General features: G+C 62.5%; 27 protein-coding genes and 1 pseudogene. 13 read left to right on the top strand and 15 right to left on the bottom strand.

Features of this window, described 5'->3' with window-relative positions:
• Positions 1 to 302 precede the first annotated feature (302 nt).
• From P7C00_RS13055 to P7C00_RS13045, 3 genes are all read left to right on the top strand, one after another.
• Entirely contained in the window at positions 303 to 836 is a 534-nt protein-coding gene (locus P7C00_RS13055) for an RNA polymerase sigma factor (RefSeq protein ID WP_346636085.1), read from the top strand.
• Positions 829 to 1,797, top strand: coding sequence for a FecR family protein (locus P7C00_RS13050; RefSeq protein ID WP_404939347.1), 969 nt, complete (start codon positions 829 to 831; stop codon positions 1,795 to 1,797). Before P7C00_RS13055 ends, P7C00_RS13050 begins: the two co-directional genes overlap by 8 nt.
• Before the next feature lie 103 nt (positions 1,798 to 1,900).
• The gene (locus P7C00_RS13045) at positions 1,901 to 4,339 is read left to right on the top strand and encodes a TonB-dependent siderophore receptor (protein WP_404939345.1); all 2,439 of its coding nucleotides are present in this window, start codon (positions 1,901 to 1,903) and stop codon (positions 4,337 to 4,339) included.
• Positions 4,340 to 4,423: 84 nt separating this feature from the next.
• Here the strand turns inward: P7C00_RS13045 and P7C00_RS13040 are convergent.
• The 8 genes and pseudogenes from P7C00_RS13040 to P7C00_RS13005 form a co-directional block, all read right to left on the bottom strand.
• Positions 4,424 to 4,654 (bottom strand): annotated as a pseudogene (locus P7C00_RS13040) (OmpW/AlkL family protein); the annotation flags it as partial.
• A 20-nt stretch (positions 4,655 to 4,674) separates the two neighbouring features.
• Positions 4,675 to 5,121, bottom strand: a complete 447-nt coding sequence (locus P7C00_RS13035) for an NUDIX hydrolase (protein WP_402888122.1) — start codon at positions 5,119 to 5,121, stop codon at positions 4,675 to 4,677.
• Positions 5,122 to 5,179: 58 nt separating this feature from the next.
• A complete protein-coding gene (locus P7C00_RS13030; RefSeq protein WP_404939343.1) occupies positions 5,180 to 5,809 on the bottom strand; it encodes a DUF4375 domain-containing protein in 630 nt (209 codons plus the stop codon).
• 8 nt (positions 5,810 to 5,817) lie between these two features.
• Positions 5,818 to 5,961 (bottom strand): hypothetical protein, encoded by a 144-nt coding sequence (locus tag P7C00_RS13025; protein ID WP_180988597.1) that lies wholly within the window; start codon positions 5,959 to 5,961, stop codon positions 5,818 to 5,820.
• Complete coding sequence (locus tag P7C00_RS13020; protein WP_346636079.1) at positions 5,961 to 6,149, bottom strand: hypothetical protein; 189 nt, start codon at positions 6,147 to 6,149, stop codon at positions 5,961 to 5,963. Before P7C00_RS13020 ends, P7C00_RS13025 begins: the two co-directional genes overlap by 1 nt.
• Positions 6,139 to 6,480, bottom strand: coding sequence for a hypothetical protein (locus tag P7C00_RS13015; RefSeq protein ID WP_404939341.1), 342 nt, complete (start codon positions 6,478 to 6,480; stop codon positions 6,139 to 6,141). Before P7C00_RS13015 ends, P7C00_RS13020 begins: the two co-directional genes overlap by 11 nt.
• Entirely contained in the window at positions 6,471 to 7,481 is a 1,011-nt protein-coding gene (locus P7C00_RS13010) for a hypothetical protein (RefSeq protein WP_404939339.1), read from the bottom strand. Before P7C00_RS13010 ends, P7C00_RS13015 begins: the two co-directional genes overlap by 10 nt.
• Positions 7,482 to 7,658: 177 nt before the next feature.
• On the bottom strand, positions 7,659 to 8,444 hold the full coding sequence (locus P7C00_RS13005; RefSeq protein WP_404939337.1) for a hypothetical protein: 786 nt from the start codon (positions 8,442 to 8,444) through the stop codon (positions 7,659 to 7,661).
• Positions 8,445 to 8,637: 193 nt separating this feature from the next.
• Between P7C00_RS13005 and P7C00_RS13000 the strand changes: the two genes are divergently transcribed.
• From P7C00_RS13000 to P7C00_RS12985, 4 genes are read left to right on the top strand one after another with little or no spacing between them, the layout of a single operon-like run.
• The gene (locus tag P7C00_RS13000; protein ID WP_346636075.1) at positions 8,638 to 9,228 is read left to right on the top strand and encodes a hypothetical protein; all 591 of its coding nucleotides are present in this window, start codon (positions 8,638 to 8,640) and stop codon (positions 9,226 to 9,228) included.
• Between the two features lie 40 nt (positions 9,229 to 9,268).
• Positions 9,269 to 9,598 carry a cyclic-phosphate processing receiver domain-containing protein gene (locus P7C00_RS12995; protein ID WP_404939335.1) on the top strand — a complete coding sequence of 110 codons (330 nt, stop codon included), beginning with the start codon at positions 9,269 to 9,271 and terminating at the stop codon, positions 9,596 to 9,598.
• A gap of 4 nt (positions 9,599 to 9,602) precedes the next feature.
• Positions 9,603 to 10,037: a hypothetical protein gene (locus tag P7C00_RS12990; RefSeq protein WP_404939333.1), complete on the top strand. Its 435-nt coding sequence runs from the start codon at positions 9,603 to 9,605 to the stop codon at positions 10,035 to 10,037.
• A gap of 43 nt (positions 10,038 to 10,080) precedes the next feature.
• A complete protein-coding gene (locus P7C00_RS12985; protein WP_404939331.1) occupies positions 10,081 to 10,746 on the top strand; it encodes a hypothetical protein in 666 nt (221 codons plus the stop codon).
• A 62-nt stretch (positions 10,747 to 10,808) separates the two neighbouring features.
• Here P7C00_RS12985 and P7C00_RS12980 read toward each other — a convergent pair whose 3' ends face one another.
• From P7C00_RS12980 to P7C00_RS12965, 4 genes are all read right to left on the bottom strand, one after another.
• Complete coding sequence (locus P7C00_RS12980) at positions 10,809 to 11,360, bottom strand: GNAT family N-acetyltransferase (RefSeq protein ID WP_404939329.1); 552 nt, start codon at positions 11,358 to 11,360, stop codon at positions 10,809 to 10,811.
• Positions 11,361 to 11,373: 13 nt separating this feature from the next.
• Positions 11,374 to 12,213 carry an EcsC family protein gene (locus tag P7C00_RS12975; RefSeq protein WP_123724551.1) on the bottom strand — a complete coding sequence of 280 codons (840 nt, stop codon included), beginning with the start codon at positions 12,211 to 12,213 and terminating at the stop codon, positions 11,374 to 11,376.
• Positions 12,214 to 12,349: 136 nt separating this feature from the next.
• Complete coding sequence (valS, locus tag P7C00_RS12970; RefSeq protein ID WP_404939327.1) at positions 12,350 to 14,914, bottom strand: valine--tRNA ligase; 2,565 nt, start codon at positions 14,912 to 14,914, stop codon at positions 12,350 to 12,352.
• A gap of 95 nt (positions 14,915 to 15,009) precedes the next feature.
• Complete coding sequence (locus P7C00_RS12965) at positions 15,010 to 15,297, bottom strand: barstar family protein (RefSeq protein ID WP_404939325.1); 288 nt, start codon at positions 15,295 to 15,297, stop codon at positions 15,010 to 15,012.
• A 332-nt stretch (positions 15,298 to 15,629) separates the two neighbouring features.
• On the opposite strand from P7C00_RS12965, the gene P7C00_RS12960 reads away from it, so the two are divergent.
• A complete protein-coding gene (locus tag P7C00_RS12960; protein ID WP_346636068.1) occupies positions 15,630 to 15,980 on the top strand; it encodes a hypothetical protein in 351 nt (116 codons plus the stop codon).
• Between the two features lie 48 nt (positions 15,981 to 16,028).
• Here P7C00_RS12960 and P7C00_RS12955 read toward each other — a convergent pair whose 3' ends face one another.
• Positions 16,029 to 16,883 carry a hypothetical protein gene (locus P7C00_RS12955; protein WP_404939323.1) on the bottom strand — a complete coding sequence of 285 codons (855 nt, stop codon included), beginning with the start codon at positions 16,881 to 16,883 and terminating at the stop codon, positions 16,029 to 16,031.
• A gap of 241 nt (positions 16,884 to 17,124) precedes the next feature.
• Here P7C00_RS12955 and P7C00_RS12950 point away from each other — a divergent pair, with 241 nt between their 5' ends.
• The 3 genes from P7C00_RS12950 to arsH are packed head-to-tail and all read left to right on the top strand — an operon-like array spanning position 17,125 to position 18,711.
• On the top strand, positions 17,125 to 17,472 hold the full coding sequence (locus P7C00_RS12950; RefSeq protein WP_346636066.1) for a metalloregulator ArsR/SmtB family transcription factor: 348 nt from the start codon (positions 17,125 to 17,127) through the stop codon (positions 17,470 to 17,472).
• A gap of 51 nt (positions 17,473 to 17,523) precedes the next feature.
• Positions 17,524 to 17,994, top strand: coding sequence for an arsenate reductase ArsC (locus P7C00_RS12945; protein ID WP_346636065.1), 471 nt, complete (start codon positions 17,524 to 17,526; stop codon positions 17,992 to 17,994).
• A 24-nt stretch (positions 17,995 to 18,018) separates the two neighbouring features.
• A complete protein-coding gene (arsH, locus tag P7C00_RS12940; protein ID WP_404939974.1) occupies positions 18,019 to 18,711 on the top strand; it encodes an arsenical resistance protein ArsH in 693 nt (230 codons plus the stop codon).
• 62 nt (positions 18,712 to 18,773) lie between these two features.
• On the opposite strand, the gene P7C00_RS12935 is transcribed toward arsH, so the two are convergent.
• Positions 18,774 to 19,466 carry a tRNA (adenine(22)-N(1))-methyltransferase gene (locus tag P7C00_RS12935; protein WP_404939321.1) on the bottom strand — a complete coding sequence of 231 codons (693 nt, stop codon included), beginning with the start codon at positions 19,464 to 19,466 and terminating at the stop codon, positions 18,774 to 18,776.
• On the opposite strand from P7C00_RS12935, the gene P7C00_RS12930 reads away from it, so the two are divergent.
• Positions 19,451 to 19,975 carry a hypothetical protein gene (locus tag P7C00_RS12930; protein ID WP_404939319.1) on the top strand — a complete coding sequence of 175 codons (525 nt, stop codon included), beginning with the start codon at positions 19,451 to 19,453 and terminating at the stop codon, positions 19,973 to 19,975. The genes P7C00_RS12935 and P7C00_RS12930 overlap by 16 nt on opposite strands.
• Positions 19,976 to 20,027: 52 nt before the next feature.
• Positions 20,028 to 20,240 carry a hypothetical protein gene (locus P7C00_RS12925; RefSeq protein ID WP_159897905.1) on the top strand — a complete coding sequence of 71 codons (213 nt, stop codon included), beginning with the start codon at positions 20,028 to 20,030 and terminating at the stop codon, positions 20,238 to 20,240.
• 27 nt (positions 20,241 to 20,267) lie between these two features.
• On the opposite strand, the gene P7C00_RS12920 is transcribed toward P7C00_RS12925, so the two are convergent.
• Complete coding sequence (locus tag P7C00_RS12920) at positions 20,268 to 20,756, bottom strand: hypothetical protein (RefSeq protein ID WP_404939317.1); 489 nt, start codon at positions 20,754 to 20,756, stop codon at positions 20,268 to 20,270.
• Between the last annotated feature and the right edge of the window lie 6 nt (positions 20,757 to 20,762).

The following is a 20,762-nucleotide window of genomic DNA, read 5'->3' as shown; positions in this document are numbered from 1 at the left end:
GATCGATCCTTCCAGCTAAATACAAAGGGCCCCCATACCAGCACAGCCCCTGGCCGAACGGCGCGGCGGCGCATTTCAATCATCTGACCGGGCCCGGTACGTTGACGCGTCGATGGGGGCGAACGGGTCATGGGGCCCATATTGAATCGACCATGGGCCATGGGAATCATTCCCTGTGGCCAGCCACGCCCGGAAAAGCGCCGGTGAAGCCAGAATGGAAATGTGCTGGTAATGATAAGAATTCTCATTAGAATGCCCACCCATTCACGCTGAGCCGTATCAGGTAGTGGGGACAGTGGGCGATGGAAATCGGAGACGACCAGCAACAACTCAGCGCGCTGTTCATTGCGCAGCGCGGGGGGCTGATCCGCATGCTTGCGCGGGTGGTGGGGTGCGCCAACCTGGCGGAGGATCTGGCCCAGGAAACCTACCTGCGCGTGGCCAAGGCGCTCAAGGCCCGTCCCATCGAGCACTTGCAGCCGTTCCTCTACCAGACCGCCCAGTACCTGGCTTTCGATCACCTGCGCAGCCAGCGCAGCAAAAGGCGCTTCGAGTACCAGCCCACAGACGGCAGCCAGCTCAGTGAAGTGCCCACCGGCGCCCCCGGCCCGGAAAGCCACGTCCAGGGGCAACAGCAGTTGCACTTGCTGCAACAGGTACTGGCGACCCTGCCCAAGCGCCAGCAACAAATCCTGGTTTTGCATAAACTGCACGATCTTTCGCAAAGCGAGATTGCCCAGCGCTTGCAGGTTTCCCTGAGCACGGTGGAAAAAGACCTGCGCCATGCACTCAATGCCTGCATCAAAGCCACCGACCGGCAGAACCCTGATGACTGAACACCTCACAGCCCTTCCCGGCGACGCCGTACGCGAGCAGGCGAGCGACTGGTTCACCCAGCGTGAGGCCATGACCCACAACGTGCTGCTACGCCAGCGTTTCGAACAGTGGCGCAACGCCGATGAGCAGCACGCCCAAGCCTACCGGGCCCTGGAGAACCTGTGGAACGCCAGCGCCTTCGAGCAGGCGCTGGAACACCTGGCGCTGAACCTGGACCTGCCGCCCGCCCAGGCCCCGGCACGCAGGCAACGTCGCCCCCAGCGCTGGCTGGCCACAGCTGCTGTGTTGCTGGTGATGCTCGGCGCCGGTTGGGTCGGCGACCTGCCCATGCGCCTGCAAGCCGATCACCTGAGCGCCGTCGGCCAGGTCGAGCGCTTCGATCTGGCCGACGGTTCCCACGTTGTCCTGGGCAGCCACAGCGCCATCAGCAGCGACTTCAGTGCCGCTCACCGGCGCATCCGCCTGCTGCGGGGTGAACTCTATGTCGAGGCTTTCCATGACCCGTCCCGGCCACTGACCATCGAGGCCGGCAGTGCCACGGTGACCGTGGTCGGCACCCGGTTCAGTGTCAGTCGTCACGCCGATGGCGTGACCGTGGCCGTGCGTGAAGGCCGGGTGCGGCTGGCCGACGACCAGGGCGAGCAGAGCCTGCTGCAGGCCGGCAACTGGCAGCAACTGCAGGACCATCACCTGCGCCCCTTGAACCCCGAGGGCGGTGAGCGGCAAATGGCCTGGGTCGACGGCCGCCTGTCCTTCCAGGACGCGCCCCTGGCCCAGGTGCTGGGGGAACTGCGGCGCTACTACCGGGCACCGATCCTGCTGTTCAACGCCAGCGCAGCGCAGCAGAACGTCAGCGGCAACTACCGGCTCGACGACCCCCATGCCATCGTCCAGGCCCTGAGCAAAGTCACCAACACCGAGCTCACCCGCCTGCCGGGAGGCGTCCTGGTCCTGCGTTGAACACCCGACCGAGGGAAGCTGAAAAAAGTTTTACGGCTTTCCCGAAGTCAACCCGTCAGGGTGTTTGCTTTTGCAAATCATTCCTATTTCGTACGGGACTTCCATGCACCTGACAACACTCACCCCTGCCCGCAGCCTCCTGGCGCTGGCCATCTGCCTGGCCTGCAGCCCGGTGGCGGCCGTCGAGCCCGCTGCCGCCCCCGGTCATCAAGCGCCGAGCGCCCACAATTTTTCCATCGCCCGCCAGTCCCTGGCCAATGCCCTGGATCAACTGAGCACCCAGAGCGGATTGCAGATCGCCTACTCCTCGGCGATGGCTCAAGGGATCGAATCGGCGGGGGTCAGTGGTCGTATGAGCGCGGAACAGGCACTGAGCACACTGCTGGTGGGCACCGGCCTGGGCTTCGAACGCAATGGCGCCAACGCGGTGCTGTTGACCCGCCTGCCCCAGAGCAGCCAGGCCGTGGAACTGGAAGCCACCCAGATCGTCAGCAACCAGCTGGGCACCGTCACCGAAGGCAGCGGTTCCTACACCCCCGGCACTATCGCCACCGCGACCCGGATGGTGCTGACCCCACGGCAGACCCCGCAGTCGATCACCGTGGTCACCCGGCAGCACATGGAAGACTTCGGCCTCAACAACGTCGACGACGTGATGCGCCATACCCCCGGGATCACCGTCTCGGCCTACGACACCGACCGCACCAACTACTACGCCCGCGGTTTCTCGATCAACAACTTCCAGTACGACGGCATTCCCTCCACCGTGCGCAACGTTGCCTACTCGGCCGGCAACACCCTCAGCGACATGGCGATCTACGACCGGGTCGAAGTGCTCAAGGGCGCCACCGGCCTGCTCACCGGCGCCGGCTCCCTGGGCGCCACCATCAATCTGGTGCGCAAGAAGCCCACGGCCCAGTTCCAGGGCCACGCCTCCCTGGGCATGGGTTCCTGGGACAACTACCGCAGCGAGCTGGATGTCAGCGGCCCCCTGACCGAAACCGGCAATGTCCGCGGCCGTGCGGTCGCGGCCTATCAGGACAAGCAATCGTTCCTCGACCACTACTCGCGCAAGACCTCGACCTACTACGGCATCCTCGAATTCGACCTGTCCCCCGATACCCTGCTGACCGTGGGCGGCGACTACCAGGACAATATCCCCAAGGGCTCCAGCTGGTCCGGGACCTTCCCGCTGATCAACGCCACCGGTGGGCACAACAGCATGTCGCGCTCCTACAACAACGGCGCGACCTGGAGCGGCTGGGAGCAATACACCCGCACCGCTTTTGCCATGCTCGAGCACGACCTGGGGAACGGTTGGGTCACCAAGCTGCAACTGGACCACAAGATCAACAGCTACCACGCCGAACTCGGCTCGATCCAGTTCGACGAACCGCAGACCAATGGCACGGCCAAGGTCAACGCGCAGAAATACACCGGCGACACCACCAGCGACTCCGCCGACCTGTATCTCAGCGGCCCCTTCAATCTGTTCGGCCGCGAGCATGAACTGGTGCTGGGTGGCTCCATTGCCAACTCGCGCTGGACCGGCAAGGGCTACTGGTCCCCGGACTTCCTCGGGGCCAACGGCAATGTGGTGGACTTCTACAACTGGCACGGCAAGATCGAGCGGCCCATCTGGGGGCTGCCGGCCCAGCGCACCGACGATACCGTACGCCAGACCGGCACTTACATGACCACCCGCCTCAACCTGATGGACGACCTGAACCTGTTCCTCGGCGGGCGGGTGGTCAACTATCACCTGACCGGGCTGACGCCGTCCTACAAGGAAAGCGGACGCTTCGTGCCTTACGTCGGCGCGATCTACGACCTCGACGACCACTTCTCGGTCTACGCCAGCTACACCGACATCTTCATGCCCCAGGAAAGCTGGAACAAGGACCGGGACAGCAAGCTGCTCAACCCGGACGAAGGCCAGAACTATGAACTGGGACTCAAGGGCGAGTTCTTCGAAGGCCGCCTGAACAGCAGCCTGGCCTACTTCGAAGTGCACGAGACCAACCGCTCGGTGCCGGACGATGCCTACAACAACCAGACCCCGACGCCGGACAACTACGCCTTCAAGGGCGCCAAGGCCGTCACCAAGGGCTACGAGCTGGAGATTTCCGGTGAGCTGAGCCCCGGCTGGCAAGTGCAAGCCGGCTACACCCACAAGATCGTGCGCGATGACGAAGGAGCCAAGATCTCCACCTTCGAACCGGAGAATCAGGTCAACCTCTACACCAGCTACAAGCTCAAGGGCGACCTGGACAAGCTGACCGTCGGTGGCGGCCTGCGCTGGCAGAGCGTGGGTTGGTACTCGGTCTACAACGCGCCGCGCAAGATCAACGAAGACATCTCCCAGGATGCCTACTGGCTGGTGGACCTGATGACCCGCTACCAGATCACCAAGAACCTGTCGGCGACCCTCAACGTCAACAACCTCTTCGACAAGTCCTACTACACCAACGTCGGTTTCTATAACTCGGCAGCCTACGGCGAACCGCGCAACTTCATGCTCAGCACCCGCTGGGACTTCTGAAACCGTGGCCATGCCGGGCGACAGGGCCCGGCATGGCCCGATTCGATCCGGGCTTGAGGGTATTGCACAACCGGGTCCGGACGCTTAGAACCGGTACCCCAAGCCCAGCATGTACACGAATGGATCAACGTCCACATTGACCTTGGAGCGGACCCCGAGGTTGCCATTGCTCACATAGGCATCGGTTTCAATGTCGATATAGCGCATCTGCGCGTTGAGCATCAGCCAGTCGCTGAGCATGTAGTCCATGCCCACCTGGGCCGCCCAGCCCCAGGAGTTGCTGGCGTGGAAATTGTCGAAGCCTGCGGCTGCGGCCCATCGCGACCGAGGCCCGGTCAGTCCAGCAAACCGGCGTTCTTCAGCAGTTCGCCCAAGCCCTGGGGAACCAGCGGCGTGTGCTCAGTGAAACTGGCGCTGCCATGCCAGCGGGCCACAAAGGGCGCGCCGTCGCTTTCCTGGGCGTCGAGTTGGGCGCGCTGGTAGAGCGTCGAATCCTCGAAACGGGCGTCGTACACCTGGACGATTTCATGGCCGGGTTTGCCGTCGTACACAAACAGACTTTCCAGGGTGCCGATCAGCCGCAGGTTGTTGATCGACTGCCCCAGCTCCTCCTGCACTTCGCGAACAATGGCCTGGGCGCTGTGCTCACCAAAATCGATCCCGCCGCCCAGAGGCCGGAACAGCATCTGTTGCTTGTCCGCATCCTGGAATTGATTGACCAGGATCTTGCCCTGGTGGTGGAAGACACAAAGCGCCAGGGCGCGGATACGGGGTTCAGCCAAGGGATGAAGTCCATTCAAGGGGAGCAAGGCGCGGCATTGGAGCATGGCGCGAGGAGCATCAGCCAGCGTAGAAATACTTTACCGCCAGCGTCGGCACCTCCTCCATCGCCGACCACAACTGCTCGTCCAGCTCGCCACCGATCAGCTCATATTGCTCGTCACCGAGCAGCTCGGGAATGTCCCACAGCCGCTGCAGTTGCGGGTGATCTTCAAGAGGCCCGACCAACTGCCGCTGGCGGCTGACCACGGCGTGGGTGCTACGCGCGCCAATGGCAACCAGCGCCTTGAGCGCCAGCTCGCAACTGCGCTCGCCCCAGTTGCAGAAGAACTGCAGGAAGCCCCCGTTGTAACCGTCCGCTTCCAGGCGCCACAGCGCCACGATGGACTGATCGTCCTCTGGCAATTGCTCCAGTTGCCACTCCAGAGCCTGCAGCCGCCCCATGGATTCCCGGCACAGGTGCTCCCAGATCCAGTCGAAGGCATCGACGTGCAGATCCGCGTCTCCCAGGTGCGGCCAAGACACCGAGATCCCATGAGGGTGGATCCGAAAGTCCGCGCGCTGCTCGGGCGTGGCGGTTTGCAGCCGACTGTACCGGCTCAGGGGTTGACGCAGGACCAGGCCGTCGGCCCAGCCCAGGCAGAGCGCATCATCTTCAAAGCCGACCTGGAGAATGGGAGGGAATTTCATAACGCCACCTATTTTTTCCTGAAGGTCTTGGCCTTGGCCTTTTTCATCTGCTCGTGTTTGGCGATGCGGGATTTTTCAAGCAATGAAAAGACCGTGCTGAACACCACAATGGCCAGGATCAGGAAAAACAGCCCTATTACCACAATCGCCATCAAGGAGTTCCCCGGTTCTGTTTGTCCGTTGCCATCTTGGCTTCCATCTTGTGCAAGGTTTCATCGAGCCGGCTTCTGCGCTTGCGCTCTCGATAGTCGGAGGCGAGCTTGCCCATCAGCCCCGACGTACAACTGACGACGATGGCACCCGCGGCAATGAACAGGCCCCGGACGACTTTATCCGACATAGCCGTAAGCCTTGTTCAGCGCCTTGTAGAAGGCTTTTTCCAACTTGCCGTTGTCGAATGGCTCGCGACGGTGATGCTCAATCAGCTCGTTGCGCAGCCGCTGAATATCCCTGCCATGCTCGGCAAGACTTTGCCCGCTGTGGGCAAAGTCGTAACGAAGGCGCTCCAGGTGCACGATGGTCGCCAACTGAGCCAGATCGGCCGCAGTCAGGCTCATGCTCTGCTTCAGCACCCGGGCAACCTGCTCCACGAGATCGGGAGAGCAGTACTCGTCCGACGACTCGAAGTGGTATTCGGTATCGGCATTTTCGGCATGATCGATCATTGGCATTGAACTCTGATCCAGTCATCGAAGGTGGTGGTTTTGTCGTCAAGCAGGCGGATGGACCGCTCGTAGTCCATCACCACCCGCTGGTGCTGACGATGGGTAATCAAGGTCGACTTGCCGGCATTCCAGAGAAAAGGCCCGGCAATCAGGTAGTTCATCTTGCCCGTGCGCCCCCCTGCCCCGGCGACCAGCAGCAACATCTGGATCATCAACCCCGTGCCATAGGCAATGGTGCTCATCAGTGCCAGGTGCAGGTCCTTGTCCTCCGGGGACACCTCGGACTTGTAGAACGCGATGGCGTGCCGTCCGCTCAACAGCAGCTTGATGGTGGCGTAGGAGCTGATATCCGCCGCGTTGATGGTACCGAACTCCCTGCCCAGGGCATCCATCAGCGGGTTCGAGGCGCTGTAGCCGTAGGCCTTGCTTTCATCCTTTACCCACTGGGTGAACAGGGAACTGAACGGCAGGGGCAGACCATCCTTGGTGGGAAGGTCGCTGAGGCAATGGGTCAGGATATGGGCAATCGCCTTGAGGTGCTTGAGCACCGGGCCCGCGCCCGGGTATCCCGCCTCGATGTAATCGACGACCAGAGAATAGAGGGTCTTGCCGCCTACGGACTCGCCACCGAAGGTGTAGTCGTCAGGCAGCTTCTGGAACACATTGAGGTCATGACCGAAGATGTAGCGATGCTTGGCGCCGGGGCGATAATCGAGGGGGCTGGTGGTGCCTTCCGGCTTGAAATACCCATGCAACTTGAGGAACAGCTCCTCCAGCTTGTCGGCGTGCAGGTTGGTCATGTACGCCGAGACCACCCCCGCAATACCGATGCCCACCGCACCGCTGATCTGCGCCGCCGTCAACGTGCTGTAGCCGGTATCGACCTCCAGCTCAGCCAGCAGCTCGGTAAAGTTCACCGGCCCCACGGCGGCGATGGCACGCTCTTGAAGGCTCTGGCCCGGGCGGCTCTGCTCTAGCTCCAGCTCGCCACGATGAAGTTTGCCCAAATAGGTCAACTCCGTGGCTTTCTGGTCCCAGTACTCATCCGAGGGTCCGGCAAACACGGTTGATAAGCGACTGAGCAATCGACGCACGAAAAATCCCTTGATCGGCAGGGTAAAAGTGGCGCAACGCTATCATATTTGCCCCCTCGAAGTATCTAGAAGACCGCAGGGACATCAAATTCAACCGGGGCCCGCGTTCTTGCGCTGGAGCAGGCGGTTGCAGGCCGTCAGCAGCATCCCGCTCAACAGTCCGATCAGCAGGAACGGAAAGAGACCATGGGTCAGCAGCGGCACCCAGAAACCCAGCCCTGCGGACCAGCCCTGAGGATTGACCTTCAAGCCCTGTGCCCCGGACAGCAGCCAGACCACCAGGCCACTGAGGCCGCCACCGATCACGTAGCGCCAAGGGGTGACCAGCACCCGCTCCACCAGCCACAGCATCGGCCAACAAACCAGCACGCTCAGCCACGCGCCGATCAACCCGCCGAAGAAAAACATCGGCAGGCTTTCCTCGCCCTTGGGATAGAGCGCCGTAGCGATGCTGCCCAGAGTCAATGCACCTGACAGAGGAACCATCAACACCCGTGACCATCCCTGGCGCTCTGGCCCTTCACCGGTAACCGGCAATGCCTCGATCCCGCGCACCACCAGAGTAAAAAGCCCCCCCAGCGCCAGCCCGCCCAGCACCGCCAACAGCAAGTGCCTCGTTGAAGCCCCCAGCAGAACCGCGGCCGCCAAGGCCTGCACCAGGCTGCTGAAAAAATGTCGACCGGGCAGCGCCGGGCAACGTCGGTCGCCCCATAGCAACAGAGGAATGCCCAGGACAATGGCGATGAGACTGCCATACAGAAACCCGGAGAACAGCTGCGAAGCGTGCCAGCCATTGACCAACCCCTTGGTGACGGCATAGACCAGCCCACCGCACAGGGGTACTGCAAACAACCGGAGTTCGGCATTGGGCTTCATTGGCTTGCACCTGGAAAATTGGCAGGGTCACGGAGCTGAACAAGCGAGGGCTTTTACACAACGGTGGTGTAGTAATCCACCATAGGATAAGGGTTGACCGGCATTCGCAGCGCAGGTGGCGCATAGAACAGCAACGAGGTATACAGCAGGACGAAAACTCAGCACCAGACTCACTGTCGAAGATCACGGACCGATGCTATCCGCACAACAAGCCTGCAATGCCGTACTTGCCCTCCATGACGGCACCCTCAGGGATGGAAAGCCCGAACGCTTTGCCATTCAATCCTGCGAGCTGTCCGCGAAGGGTGATTACTGGGCGGTGTGCAGCAACAGCGAGGACTATGTGGTGCACGGCATGACGCAATACTGCTATGTCGGCGTCACCGCCCATCTGGTCAATGTACTCAGCGGAGAAATCGAGACGGTCGCCAACTGCTTCAGTGTTGAAGAGTATCTGCAAGACAAGTACGACCTGCGAGCCGCAGCAGGCCAGTGCTATGTCCTGACCCCGGCATTCGATCGTGCCGATAAACCTGCAATGATCACTCTTCGACAAAAGCTGGGCTGCTCCTATCCCGAGGTCATCCGGTTGCTCTCCGATGAGCAGCGTCACTGGTTCACCGGCATACGCCGGCACCTTGAGGTGGCACAGCAACTGCTCGCACAACAGAACATCGCGACCTGTGTCGAGAGGGTTCCTCAAGCGGCCGGGGCGGTTGCCATTGGGGTCGAAACCTGGCACCGGGATGCCGCCCTCAAGGCATTACGCGACAGGCTGCATTGATCGACCACTTCCAACTCCTGAAAAGCCGCTTCTAACGCCCATGAAAATCTACCTCGACGACGAACGCCAAACCCCGCAAGGCTGGATTCGCACCTACTGGCCGGACGAAGTCATCGCGCTGCTGAAAGCCGGCGGTGTCGAAGAGATCAGCCTCGACCACGACCTCGGAGATGACCAGCGCGGTACCGGTTACGACGTGATCCTGTGGATCGAAGAGGCCGTGGCCCTGAATGGCTTTCGTCCACCGCGCATTCACATCCACTCGGCCAATGCCAGCGCCGTGGAAAAGATGCGCGCCGGCGTGCAAGCGATCGATCGACTGGCCCGCAACAACGGATACCGCCAATCAACCGACAACGCAGGCATCTGACCCCATGAGCGGCAACCTGTATGGCTACATCCACTGCTTTGACCCTTCGCCGGCTGCCGAAGCGCACAATCGCGCGGTGCTGCAAAGCCTGCCACTGACGGGGGCGCAGATCACAAGGGCGCTTTTCAGCGTGCTGCCAAACAGCCGGGGGCATTGCTACTTCGGGCATATGATGCACTTCGCCACCTCCCCCAAAGCCAGTTACATCTTCGATGATTCGTGGCTAGACGAGTACGAAGCCCTGCTGCAGCGCCTGTTCTGGGACAACTCGGAGGTGGTGCATACCTATTGCGGCGAACGTCGGACCTGGGACTCGAGTAAAACCCACGGGCTCGCGCAACCCACAGGCTTGAAGATCAGCAACAGGAAGGTCTTTCCCTCCTACCACGACCTGCAAGCCGTCGAAGACCGCGATGTACCGGCGCCCGGCAACCGCTGAAAGGCCGCCCGCCATTCCCCCATGACTACACAAGGAGCACGTGATGCCACTGAGTCCTCAACAAGCGAAAACACTGGCCGATGCGGTAGCAGGCTATGCCTTCCCCACTGCACATTTTGACTTCGCCAGCCAGACGCCGGTTGTTCGGCTGTCGATGTCCGAACTGGAAACCCGGATTCGCCAACAACTGCTTAGCGACTCACCGGACACCGTCAAGGACGGGCTATCGAATGTTCTCTACTGGGGATTCACCCAAATGGGTGGTTTGGCCAATGTCCGTGTTGGCCGCTTCCGCTCCGGGGTCGAAGACGTGCAGATCGAACAGGCAGCGGCGCTGTTCAAGGAACAACCGCGTCCGGCACTTTACGAGATCGCCAGCCTGAAGATGCCCGAGTTTTCCAGTGTTTCGTTTGTCAGCAAGATCCGCATGTTTCTCGACCCGATCCAGTCGGCCACCCTGGACCTGCAGATCATGAAAATCCAGCAGGTCCACAGCGATACCGTCCTGGCGGCAATCAAACAGGACCCGACCCGGATTCGTATCAGCAAAGCCAATTCGAACGCTTACGAAGGCTGGTGCGAACGCCTGGCCGACATCGCTCGGACCTACTTGCCCAATGCCCGTGTCGCCGATGTGGAGCGTGGTTTCTTTCAGATGATTCAAGACAACAAGGTCGCGGCTGCCGCCGCCATCCTGAGAGAAGCCTGAAGCTCGGGCCAGCTGTCGACGACTGGAGCCGCCCTGCACTTGGCCAAGTGCAGGGCGGCAGTTCACCGCACGCTACGCTCCGCCCACAATAACGAGCACTGCTGCAGATCATGATGGGCCCCCAGCCAATACCCCGCCTGCCGTGAAAGCCCTTCGCGAACAAACCCCATCCGTTCCAGCAACCTGAGGCTCGCCAGGTTCTGCGGGTGCACCTGGGCCTCGATCCGATTCAACGCCATGTGGGCAAAGCCCCAGTCGAGGATGGCCTCCAGCGCCTCGGTCATCAGCCCCTGCCCTTGCGCCGCACGCCCCAGCTCGAAACCGACGGCGCAGCTGCGCCACGGGCGGTTCCATTTGAACAGGCCGCAGGTGCCCAGCAGGCCGGGTTCGGACTGGCGCTCGATGCCCCAGCGAACCCCGGGGTTGGGCAAGGTCCGCCAACTGGCGAACTGCGCCAGCAGTTGCTCGGCCTGCCGGTAATCAGTCATGGGGTCGGTGCCGAACCACTGCATGGCATCGGCATCGCTGTGAATGGCGAACAGTGCAGGGACATCGGCCGGGCACAGTTCGCGGAGAATCAAGCGCGGGGTACGGATAACGGGAAAGTCGCTCATATCGCCCCCCGCCCTAGCCTGCCAACGGCTTGCGCAGGATGTGCGCATACTCGCCCTTGATCTGCTCGAAGCCGTACTTGTGCTCCAGGCGCTTCACGGTGAAGTGCCCCCGGGCCATGTCCTGGTAGAAATCGGTGAACAGCGCATTGATGGTGGCCCCGGTAAAGGCGCCGATCACCGGCACCGCCTGGGCCGCGAACTTGCTGGAGATGGTCACGCCGTAACGGCTAGCGACCTTCTCGATCAACAGCGCCAGCCACTTGCCCACCTGCCCCGGCGACAACCTGCCAGCCGCGCCCACCCCCTGCTTGGCGGCAATCGCCGCCAGCTCCTTGGACAGTTGCTGCATGGCCTGGGTGGTGAAACTGCGGGTGAGGTAGTAGCCGGTCTCCGTGGCGTCATCGGCCTGGCTGTTGCCGCCCATGGCGAACACCTCGATGCAGGCCTGCTTAGTGGCCAGGTCGTTGAGGTCGAAGCCTTCGCTGCGGGCCACATCGGCCACCGAGCGCATCATGATGGTGGTGGAGATGGGCAACTCGACAAACAGCGCGGCAAAACCAAAAGCGCCGCCCACCGCGCCGGAAGTGGCGGCATAGACTTTGTGCAACAGCGTCGACGCCTGTTTTTTCGGCGTGTTTTCCAGGCTCCACAGTGCCGCGTCGGCGGAGGTACGCAGCGCGGCCACCACCGCATCGTTGATTTTTCCGGACACCCAGTTGGGCAAAGCCTTGACCGCGCTTTCAATGGGCGAGCCCAGCACGCCGGACAGGCGCGCCGTCAGCGAAGGTGATTCCAGCAAGCCAACGGCACGCTTGAGGTCCCTATAGTCCTGCGGATTGTCTTTGATATTCACCTACTTCTCCTGCCAATAAATCGCCCACGACATGCACGGTAATGGGTTTGCAACGCTCGGGAAAGTGAGGACGGGCCCAGCCTGCTCGCGAAAGGACGGCAACGTCCTCTCGCGGGCAGGCACCGGGGCATAGCAGTCAATCCTGCAACCAGACCCGCACTTCCCGTACCGCGCCTTCAATGAACACCAGGTTGGCGACCTGCCCGGCCTCGATCAGGTCCTGGCGAGCCCATTGCAGGGACTCCAGCAGCGGCCCGCGCTCCACCAGTTCGACCCGTTCCACCGCGGCCTTCATCGACTGCCGGGCATCGGACTTGGCCTTGCGAATGGCGGCCAGCGCGGCACTGACCGCCTCCAGCAGCGGCTCGACAAAGCCCTCGGCCACCTGCGCCTCGGGCCACTGGGCACGGTGCACCGAACCCGGCTGCCAGCAACGCCAGACCTCCTCACAGACAAAGGGCAGAAAAGGCGCAAACAAACGTTGCAGCACACTCAAGGCCGTGGCCAGGGCATTGCGCGCCGAGTGCCCTTCGGGCCAATAGGCACGACGCTTGACCAGCTCCACATAGTCATCGCAGAACCACCAGAAGAAGCCCTCGATGCCCATCAGCGCACTGCTGTAGTCGTAGCCCTCCAGCGCCGCCTGGGCCTCGCCAGTCACCGCCCCCAGGCGTTGCAGCATGGCCCGATCCAGTGGCTGATCGATGAGGCCTTCGGGGTCTCCCGGAACCGCGAAGACCAGCTTCGACAGGTTGAACAACTTGAGCGCCAGGCGCCGGCCGATCTTCATCTGCTGCTCTTCAAAGGCGGTGTCGCTGCCAGGACGCCCGAGGGCCGCCCAATAGCGCACACCATCGCTGCCGTATTGCTCCAGCAAGGCTTGCGGGGTGACCACATTGCCCCGGGACTTGGACATCTTCTTGCGGTCCGGATCGAGGATCCAGCCCGACAGCGCCACGTGCCGCCAGGGCACGACGGCCTGTTCGAAATGGCTGCGCACCAGGGTCGAGAACAGCCAGGTACGGATGATGTCGTGGCCCTGGGGTCGCAGATCCATGGGGTAGACGCGCTGCAACAGATCCTCGTCCTCCTCCCAGCCGGCGGCGATCTGCGGGGTCAGGGAACTGGTGGCCCAGGTGTCCATGATGTCGCGCTCGCCGATAAAGCCATGGGGCTGGCCGCGCTGCGCGGGCTGATAGCCCGGTGGCGTGTCCAGGGTCGGGTCCACTGGCAGTGAGGTTTCCTCCGCCAGGATCGGTCTGGCGTAGTCCGCTGCGCCCTGGGCATCCAGGGGATACCAGAACGGAATCGGCACGCCGAAGACCCGCTGCCGGCTGATCAGCCAGTCGCCATTGAGGCCGCCGACCCAATGCTCGTAACGGCTGCGCATGAACGGCGGGTGCCAGTCCAGCCCCTGGCCGCGTTCGAGCAACTGCAGGCGCAGCGCCTCGCTGCGCCCACCATTGCGCAGGTACCACTGGCGCGTGGCGACAATCTCCAGAGGCTGATCGCCCTTCTCGAAGAACTTCACCCCGTGACGGATCGGTCGCGGCTCGCCGAGCAAGGCGCCGCATTCGCGCAACTGCGTCAGCAACAGCTTGCGCGCCTGGGGCAGGCTGCGCCCCGCCAGGGCTGCATAGGCCTGGCGCGCGAGCGGCGTGGACAGCCAATCGGGCGCCTGGGCCAGCAGCCGACCGTCCGGCTCGATGATCGAGCGGGTGGGCAACTGCAGCTCGCGCCACCAGAGCACATCGGTCAGATCGCCAAAGGTACAGACCATCGCCAGTCCGCTGCCCTTCTGCGGGTCGGCCAGGGCGTGGGCCAGCAACGGCACCTCGACCTCGAACAACGGCGAGCGCAGGTGTTGGCCGAAGCGTCCCTGGTAACGCGGGTCATCCGGATGCGCCACCAGCGCCACACAGGCCGCCAGCAACTCGGGCCGGGTAGTGGCTATGGGCAAATCCTCACCCTCGATGCCCTGGAACAGCAGGTCGTGATAAGCCCCCGACACCTCCCGTTCCTCCAGCTCGGCCTGGGCTACGGCGGTCTGGAAGGTCAGATCCCACAGGCAAGGTGCCTGCTGGCTGTAGAGCTCGCCGCGCCGGTAATTGCGCAGCAAGGCGCGCTGGCTGATCCGCTGCGCACGCTCATCGATGGTGGCGTAGGTCAGGCTCCAGTCCACCGACAGTCCCAGTTGCCTGAACAAGCTGCGAAAGGCCTGCTCGTCGATGGCGGTCAGCTGGTGGCACAGCTCGACAAAGTTGCGCCGGCTGATCGCCGCATAGTCGGCGCGCCGCTCGGCGACCCGGACCGGTGGCTGGAACTGCGGCTGGTAAGGCGCCTGGGGATCGCAGCGCACGCCGTAGTAGTTCTCGACCCGGCGCTCGGTGGGCAAACCGTTGTCGTCCCAGCCCATGGGGTAGAACACGGCCTTGCCGCGCATGCGTTGGAAGCGCGCGATGATGTCGGTGTGGGTGTAGCTGAACACATGGCCGACGTGCAATGAGCCCGAGGCTGTGGGTGGCGGTGTGTCGATGGAGTAGACAGCATCCCGAGAGGCACTGCGATCGAAGGCGTAGGTGCCTTCGTCCAGCCAGCGCTGGGACCAGCGTGTTTCGAGGTATTCAAGCGAGGGTGTGGCGATGGGGCAAAGCGTTGGGGTTACACGTTTAACGGTGACATAGCATCCTCCTGTTATCACCCGGTGGCGCCGCAAGGGTGGGCGCCGAGGGGAAATTTATAGAGGATCGCGCCGGATTAGTAAATTGCCCGAGCGCCGTTTTTTTGCAACTGCGCTCAATCGAACTGCAGGTCCGCGGCCCATGCCGGGTACTGGGTTTGCAAGCGCAGCAGGCATTGTTCCATCTGTCGCGCATCGTCCGGCAAGCGCCGGCAGAGGCTGTGCCAGCCCCTGATCCGCAGCTGCAGCGGCATGTCCACCAGACCGGAAATCGCATCCCAGAAGGCATCCCAATTACAGCCATACCACTGGGGAAAACCCAAGGTATCGCGCAAGGCCAGGTGCAGTTCACGGGCCGTGCCCAGCTCACGCACATCAATTTCCAGCCACTGCAGGCGCGTCATGTTCTGTGCCTCTGCTCCGGTTCATGGGCCGCCAGCATAACCGATGCCATCGCCTGAGGACGCTTGCGCAAGCGGTTCAGCCAACCCAGCACGACAGCGTTCACGGCAATCCCTTGCCAGCTTCGGCCAGCCCCTGCCACTGCCCTGCCCCGGCAACGCCACGGACACCGCATAGAACTGCACAGGACAAGGCTGCTGGACCATGGCCCGACTTTTGCTCCGCTTGCCGCTACCAACCAGGGAGTCGTCACATGACAGGAAGCATCTCAAGTACCACGTCACTCGTCGCTATGGGCCTCAAGGGAATCACCCGGGCTTTGGAGAGTGGCACCATGAAGTCCATGAAGATTCAAGTCGAAAATGCAACGCCGCAAATCCAGGCGCAGATCGACGCCAACTTTCGTGAATCGCAGGCTTCGGACGCAAAGCTGATAGCCCAATACAGAACCACCCCGACCTGGGCGACCTTCGACGACAAGAGCAACAGCGTCGAACTGCCCGATGTGGCATCGCTCGACAAGAGCGACGCCACCCACGTGCTCAAGGGCCTGCAATACCTGATGGAAATCGGCCGCCTGGACGGCAAGACCCTCATCGCCAGGAACGCGGGGCAGTCCACGGACAGCCCCTTGCTCTACCAGGATTGGCTGCAGGCCAGGATCGGCGTTGATGCCCATGCCTGAGTAGCACAAGCCGCTCAGCGGCCGGCCTCGCTGAAGCCACGGCGCAACCTAGTGACTGATGTACTGCTGGGTCTTGCTGTCATAGACATAGGTGAGGTTGTCGGCCGCCACCAGCGGACGGACTTTTTCCGGCCCCTGGAAGGTGGTGCCGCTGACCTTGACCTGCACCTGCGGCAGCGACTCCTGGCCAGCGACGAAACTCAGCTCACCGTCGCTGCCGATGCAAGGCATCACCGCGCCGTCGTCGCAGGCCGCCGAATTGTCCTCGCCGGTGCGCACCTGGCCGACATGGGCCCAGATCCAGCCGTCGTCTTCGGGTTTCTTGTTCGGATTGAACACGAACAACGTATAGCCTTTGGTGACGATGCCGTCCTCAAAGGTGGCCGTGGGCACCGCCAACAGCAGGCGCCCATCGGCAGTGCGGTGTTCCAGGGCCTGGCGCCTGGTGTCCACTTCCTCGGGCTTTTCCCGACCGCCAAAGAAGCCGATCTTGCGCTCGATACTGAGTATGGAATAGGCCGGCGTCTGGCCTGGATGGGTAAGTTCGAAGGTGGCATCGGCCAGCCGTACCTGGACGTCGGGCGCGGCAAAATCCTCGCCCTGGCGGGCGGCGCTGTCCCGGGTGTGCCAGACAAATGCCGCGTAATAATGCTTGCCGTCGAAGTCCAGCTCCTTGCCGTACCAGAACGTGGCGGTGACACCGTCCTCCAGCTCCACCTCCTCATTCGCGGCGGGAACCTCGACGTTCTGCATCACCGCCAGCACCGCGCCAGGGGGAATCGGAGCATCCTTGGCCTGGACCAGCGCTGGCGCCGCCAGGGTAAATGTGGCCAACACCAGACCTGCCAGGCCTTTGCCCAAGCAGCCTTGCATGAGCGAACCGGCCTTGATCGTGATTTTCATCGCTTGAACATCCCTGTGAGCCTGTAGAGAACCGCGGACCATGTCGGCGGCGTCGTGCATGACGCGACGATCATAAAGGCAGGCTTTCGGCACCGACAAGATGCTGGCAAATGGCAAGTGTGGGCGGGCATTCCAGGCCTGGATTGCGCGGTGACCCACAACGCGCATTTGACCTTCCACGACTTGCATAAAACATATGGATTTCCGTATATTCGCTTTTCCATATATTCAAGCCGCCACCATGATGACGCCTTCCGAAGTATTCAAGAGCCTTGCCGACGAAACCCGCGCCCGCGCCACCCTGCTGATCGCGCATCAGGGCGAACTGTGCGTCTGCGAGCTGATGTGCGCCCTGGACGACAGCCAACCGAAGATCAGCCGCCATCTGGGCCACCTGCGCAGCAGCGGCCTGCTGCTGGATCGCCGCCAGGGGCAGTGGGTTTATTACCGCCTCAATCCTGACCTTCCCGCCTGGGTGCACCAGATCCTGCAAGTGACCCTGCACGCCAACGCCGACTGGCTCCAGGACAACGCTGCCCGCCTGCAGAACATGGATGGACGCCCGGTCCGCGCCGCGGCCTGCTGCTGAATCGGCAAACGAGTGAACCTTTGATATCCGCCGTAGCGGAAGGAGCAATCCATGCGAGTGCTGTTCATGTGCACGGCCAATAGCTGCCGCAGCATCCTCTGTGAAGCCCTGTTCAACCATCTGGCGCCCGAGGGATTTGCGGCCCTGAGTTCCGGCAGTTTTCCCAAGGGCCAGGTGCTGCCCCGCAGCCTAGCCACCCTGGAGCGGGCCGGCATCACCACCGCCGGCCTGTACAGCAAGGGCAACGACGCTTTCGCCGACAACCCGCCCGATATCGTGATTACCGTGTGTGACAAAGCGGCGGGCGAAACCTGCCCGGTGTACTTCGGTCCCGCGCTCAAAGCCCACTGGAACCTGGAAGACCCCTCCGACGTCCGCGGTGACGAAGCCAGCGTCGACGCCGCCTTCCGCGCCACCCTGGCGCACATTGAGCAGCGCTGCCAAGCCTTCCTCAACCTGCCCTTCAACCACCTCAGCCGTGAGCAACTGCAGCACGAACTGAACCGTATCGGCACACTCTGAGCCGGAGGACACATGTCAGAACACCTGTCAGAACAACTGCCCAACCTCGACCTCTCCCTGTTCGATGGCGAGCACGCCAGGCCCGAGCACAAACCTCGCATCCTGCTGCTGTACGGCTCGACCCGGGAGCGCTCGTTCAGCCGCCTGCTGGTCGAAGAAGCCGCGCGCCTGCTGCAGCACTTTGGCGCCGAAACCCGGATCTTCGATCCGTCCGGATTGCCGCTGCCCGACGACGCTCCCGTGGACCATCCCAAGGTTCAGCAACTGCGGGATCTGGTGCAATGGTCCGAAGGCCAGGTCTGGTGCTCGCCGGAGCGCCACGGCGCAATGTCGGCGGTGTTCAAGGCACAGATCGACTGGATTCCCCTGGAGCTCGGTGCCGTGCGCCCGACCCAGGGCAAGACCCTGGCGGTGATGCAAGTGTGCGGCGGCTCGCAGTCGTTCAACGTGGTCAATCAGTTGCGGGGACTGGGCCGCTGGATGCGCATGTTCACCATCCCCAATCAATCCTCGGTGCCGAAGGCCTACCTGGAATTCGACGAATCCGGACGGATGAAACCCTCGGCCTACTACGACCGGGTCGTCGACGTGATGGAGGAGCTGGTGAAGTTCACCCTTGTGCTACGGGACCAGCACGCGTTCCTGGTGGATCGCTACTCGGAACGCAAGGAAAGCGCCGAGCAACTCATGGCCCGGGTCAACCAGCGTTCGATCTGAGAGCACGATCCCCGGGCCCTATCGCTGGGTCCCAGACGTTGCGGCCCACTTGAAGCGCCGGCTCAAGCCAGCAACTCGCTGATCCATTGCGTCTGGCGGACGATCTCTTGCACCTTTTCCTCGGGCACTGCCTGAGCCTGGGCGAAGTTGGCCAGAGTACGCTGCTTCAGCCGCAGCAGGCGCTGCCACTTGGCCAGGAACGCCGGGCTGCGGGCCTGCATCTGCAACGGGCCGAAGTACAGTTCCCGGGCGCTGTACTGCACTGGCCCGAGACGCTCGGCGACGATGATTTCGTAGTCGAAGCGGTTCTCTCGCAGTACTTCCTCGGCCAGGATGCGGTAGTCATGTTCCATCAGCCATTGGCGCAATGGCTGCTCGCCGCCGTTGGGCTGCAGGATCAGACGCTCCTCACCGCTCAAGCACGCCTGGCCGCCGTCGAGGATGTCACGGATGGTCTCGCCGCCCATGCCACAGATACTGATCGCCGTGATTCCATCTGCCGGTTCGATCGCGGCCAGACCGTTGGCCAGGCGCACGTCGATCTGCTGCTCCATGCCGCTCTCGCGCACCGCGCGCTGGGCCGAGCGGAACGGCGTCAACGCCACCTCCCCGGCCACCGCCGCAACGATGGTGCCGCGGCTGACCAAGGCCAACGGCAAGTAGCCGTGATCCGAGCCGATATCAGCCAGGCGCGCACCGGCCGGCACATGCGCCGCCACACGCGCCAGGCGCATGGACAATGTCTGTTGCTTCAACTGCTGCCCCTTTTCACCACCAAGGTCCGGCACCTTGGGCCGGATCGGGGGGCGATTCTGGCGAGCAATGTCGTGCTTTTCAAATTTATGCGACCGGAACCTGGGATGCAGTGCAGAAAAGGCCCGCTCCGGACGGGGTCGAGAGCGCCGTCCTCCATGGCGGGTTTCTGAGCAGGAGCAGACCTTGGTTGCTGGCTGCATGCACCCTGGTCAGTGATAGACTCCCTGCCCATTTGGAAGCTGAAAAAATGCTCTGTCCAGAATGTGAACAAGGCGAAGTGACCAAGGTTAAAGTGCGGGCAACGCAGGAGATTCTGTACGTTTGCCAAGAGTGCGAGTCGCTGTGGCTCACTGCCGAAGTCATTGGCACCGAGCCGTTCAACAGTTTCACTTCCTACATGGAGGAACTGGGTTTACCGCCGCTTTGGAGCTCGCTGTATGTCCTTGAGCCAGAAAAGATCACCGGCCGTCAGGCACGAAAATACCTGCGCTCGGTCGGCTCGATCTAGGTTGGTCGAGCCAAAACGACGATAGCCTCCCCCACACTCAGAAGCGCAAGAGATGAACTACCAACTCTGGATGGAACCGGATGACTGCCAGACCTTCTGTCTGAGCGGCCCACAGGGAAACACCGCACGCAAACTGCTTCACCCCGACGCCCAGCTTGTGTGGGAAGTTGAAGCCCACAGCCACTTCGAAGCAATGACCCAGTACTACGCGTACATGGAGTGGGGCGAATACAAGACCGACCTTGCCGAACAAGAGCAAACGTAGTGGGCGGCATGCTTTGGCCCAGGAGCGTCAGGCGGACTGAGCGTCGGCCCAGGCCTGGTTGCTTCGATGGCGACCCAGCCCCAACGCATCGAACTCATCCTCACCGACCTTGGCCACGACCCCGATCCGGCGCAAGGCGCGACTGATCGGAGAGTCCGGCCAGGGGCTCATGTCGTCCTCCTCGTCGCCGATGTTCAGCACCACCTCGCCTTCAAGCCAGACAACGGCGTCTTGCCCGCCTGTACCGCCATGGAAGTAGGTCGCGGCATAAACAATAGGACCTCGATCCGAGAGCTGCGCCGCCAGCTCGGCAACACCGCACGCCAGCTCATCCGAGAAGGGGCGTACGGCGGACAGCCGCCCCTGTGCTCGTCCCTGGAGTTGCACCTCGAGCGCCTCGGTCACCGGGATCAACGCCAACCCTTGGCACAGCGGACACAGCACCGCGGACGGCAGCTCAGCCCGCACTTTGGCCAGTAACTCGAGCGGCCCGATCAGGGCCTGAATCCAATGCATGTTGTC

Origin of the sequence: Pseudomonas sp. JDS08PS003 (assembly GCF_045013505.1) — a bacterium.
GTDB classification, from domain to species: Bacteria; Pseudomonadota; Gammaproteobacteria; order Pseudomonadales; family Pseudomonadaceae; genus Aquipseudomonas; species Aquipseudomonas protegens_B.
The sequence above is the reverse complement of the archived record's forward strand: the minus strand, read 5'-3'. Positions and strand labels throughout refer to the sequence as shown.